Genomic DNA, 3,648 nt, shown 5'->3' on the forward strand with positions numbered 1-3,648 from the left:
CTGACCCAATCGGGTATCGAAGCGGCAAACTATCCTTTCTGTACCATCGAACCCAACGTCGGCATCGTTGAAGTCCCCGATCCACGTATGGCCGAATTGGCAAAAATCGTCAATCCGCAAAAAATGCAGCCTGCCATCGTCGAATTTGTCGACATCGCCGGTTTGGTTGCAGGCGCGAGCAAAGGCGAAGGCTTGGGCAACCAGTTCCTCGCCAACATCCGCGAGACTGACGCGATTGTTAACGTTGTACGTTGCTTTGACGATGACAACATCGTCCACGTTGCAGGCAAAGTTGATCCGATTGCCGACATCGAAACCATCGGCACCGAGTTGGCACTGGCTGACTTGGCCAGCGTCGAAAAAGCCATCGTCCGCGAAGAAAAACGCGCACGCTCAGGCGACAAAGACGCGCAAAAGCTGGTCGATCTGTGCAAAAAACTGCTGCCTCATCTAGACGAAGGTAAGCCTGTACGCGCTTTCGGGTTGGACGCAGAAGAACTTGCCATGCTCAAACCGCTGTTCCTACTGACTGCCAAACCTGCCATGTACGTCGGCAACGTTTCCGAAGACGGTTTTGAAAACAACCCGCACCTCGACCGTCTGAAAGAATTAGCTGCAAAAGAAAACGCACCGGTTGTGGCCGTTTGCGCCGCGATGGAAAGCGAAATCGCCGAACTGGAAGACGACGAGAAAGCCGAATTCCTCGCTGAAATGGGCTTGGAAGAACCGGGCCTGAACCGCCTGATTCGTGCCGGCTACGACCTCTTGGGCCTGCAAACCTACTTCACCGCCGGTGTCAAAGAAGTCCGCGCTTGGACCATCCACAAAGGCGACACAGCCCCACAAGCCGCCGGCGTGATTCACACTGACTTTGAACGCGGCTTCATCCGCGCCCAAGTTATCTCCTACGAAGATTTCATCGCTTTAGGCGGCGAAGCCAAAGCCAAAGAAGCCGGCAAAATGCGTGTGGAAGGCAAAGAATACATCGTACAAGATGGCGATGTGATGCACTTCCTGTTTAACGTATAAACCCAGCGTAACGCTTTTTCAGACGGCCTTTTCTAAGATTAAGGCCGTCTGAATTTATTTTCAGACGGCCTCATGTCTTGAAATATCAACAAAATAAGACATTATCTTCATAATAAATACGGGCATGGCCCGTAATTTTTCTCTCTTTAAATCTCTCATCTCTTACCAACACCTTACCTAAAAATAGCGCAAGGTTACATCATCAATAACAATATCATTGATATGACAATAAATAATTAAACAATACCACATCGTATTGATTCATTATAAAAACAACATATTAAATATTATGTTGAAACTATCAACTTTATTCCTACTCTAATCCATTACTATTCAAACGCATATCATCAGCAATCATTCTAAGAAGGCAAACAAACTGCCCTGTTCCGACAAACGATGGCCGACCTCCGAAATACTGTCATTCTCGGCAGGAATCACTTTTCAGATGACGCCATTAAAATAAACTAATTAAAATCAAAATATTATGAGCAAAGTTTTATCTTACCGCCCAGATATTGATACATTGCGTGCCGTTGCTGTTCTATCCGTTGTCGTTTTCCATATTGAAAAAAACTGGCTGCCTGGCGGCTTTCTTGGTGTTGATATCTTTTTTGTTATTTCCGGCTTTCTGATCACGATGATTATCCATCGTGAAATGAGCAGTGGGATTTTTTCGTTCAAAAACTTTTACATCCGCCGTATCAAGCGGATACTGCCCGCATTTTTTACCGTATTGACGGTAACGCTGATATGCGGCTTTCTTTTATTCACCAAAGATGATTTTTCCCTTTTATGGAGGACAGCCCTGTCCACCTTGGGGTTCATCTCCAATATCTTTTTTGCAAAGGGTCAGGGCTATTTCGACCCCATACAAGAAGAAAAACCTTTGCTTCACATTTGGTCTTTATCGGTCGAAGAACAATATTATTTCGTCTTCCCGATATTGCTGTTACTGGTAGTCCGCAAAAGCTGGCGCACCCAGTTTGCCTTCCTCATCACACTATGCGTATTCAGCATTTTGGCTTCTTTTATGCCGACTGCGCTGGATAAATATTACCTTCCCCATCTGCGCGCCTGCGAAATGCTGATCGGCTCGCTGACGGCAGTGTGGATGCAATACCGGCAACAGCAAGCGCTGGATACCGGCAAACAATATGCGGCGGCAGGCGCATTACTTTCCGTATGCGTACTGTTTGCCTGCCTGTTTACCTATACGGAAAAAACCGCCTATTTTCCGGGACCTGCCGCCATCATTCCTTGTTTGGCCGCCGCCGCATTCATTTATTTCAATCAATTTGAACACCGGTTGAAAAAATTCTTCCAATGGAAGATTACTGTCGGCATAGGCTTGATTTCCTATTCATTGTATCTGTGGCATTGGCCTGTATTGGCTTTTATGAGATACATCGGTTCAAATAATCTGCCTTCGTATTCGACTGCGGCCGCGATTGTCTTAATGTTTGCACTCTCTCTGCTTTCTTATTATTTTGTCGAGAAGCCGTTTAAAAACTGGAAAGGCTCTTTTGCCCAATCTGTTACATGGGTTTATACTGCCCCCATGCTTGTTTTGGCCATTACGCCTTTTCTTGCCATGAAGCTTCCGTTTATAGAGCAATACGACCGTATGGGATTGGCGCGTTCCTATACTTCTTGTCACAACAATACCGACAAACAGTGTGTTTGGGGCGATACCGACAAACAGCCGGAATTACTGATTCTAGGCGATTCGCATGCCGACCAATATAAAACGTTTTTTGATACCGTCGGCAAAAAAGAAAACTGGTCGGCAGCGATGGTTTCTGCGGACAGTTGCGCCTATGTAGAAGATTATGCCGCACCCGTATTCAAGCAAAACGCCTCCTGCCGTGCCGTTTATGAATACGCCAAAGAGCATCTGCCCCAATACTCAAAAGTGCTTTTGGCCATGCGCTGGGGCAGCCAAATGCCTGAAAACAGCCACTCCCTTGCTTACGATGCCGATTTTTTCAAAAAATTCGACCTCATGTTGCAAAAACTTTCTTCGGAAAAACAAGCGGTTTACCTGATGATAGACAACCCTAATCTATCATACAACGGCTTGCGCGCCTATATCCTGTCTTACCGCATACCGGGATTTAGTCAAAATCTTGCCATTGATGAAACAGTCACTTCAAAAGGAAATGAGCGCATCAAAGAATTGGCAGAAAAATATGCCAATGTGTACATTATCGATGCCACTGCCTATATTCCGGAGAACTTCAAAATCAATGGATTGCCGGTTTATTCTGATAGAGACCACATCAACCCTTACGGTGGCAGAGAACTGGCCAAACGTTTTTCTGAAAAACACACGCTTCTTCAGTAAGCCATAGCCATTCATCCGATGAAATTTGTTACAATTAGCAGTTTGTAAAACTGCTAATTTTTTTGGAAGATATCAATGAGCGTCATCAAAGACCTACAATCGCGTGGCTTAATCGCGCAAACTACCGACATCGAAGCCTTAGACGCTTTGCTAAACGAACAAAAAATTTCCCTCTATTGCGGTTTTGACCCGACAGCCGACAGCCTGCACATCGGCCACTTGCTGCCTGTATTGGCATTGCGCCGTTTCCAACAAGCCGGCCATACGCCGATTGC

2 protein-coding genes and 1 pseudogene are annotated in these 3,648 nt (G+C 45.9%); all 3 read left to right on the top strand.

Translation table 11 applies throughout. The features are described 5' to 3' along the window. Positions 1 to 1,029: redox-regulated ATPase YchF (ychF, locus tag ACTHS3_RS10760; protein ID WP_440367939.1), on the top strand; the 1,029-nt coding region annotated here is incomplete at its 5' end. 484 nt (positions 1,030 to 1,513) lie between these two features. Then, positions 1,514 to 3,373, top strand: a complete 1,860-nt coding sequence (locus tag ACTHS3_RS10765; RefSeq protein ID WP_440367940.1) for an acyltransferase family protein — start codon at positions 1,514 to 1,516, stop codon at positions 3,371 to 3,373. A gap of 75 nt (positions 3,374 to 3,448) precedes the next feature. Further along, a pseudogene (locus ACTHS3_RS10770) lies at positions 3,449 to 3,648 on the top strand (tyrosine--tRNA ligase); the annotation flags it as partial.

It is taken from the genome of Neisseria sp. P0009.S007 (assembly GCF_051962515.1).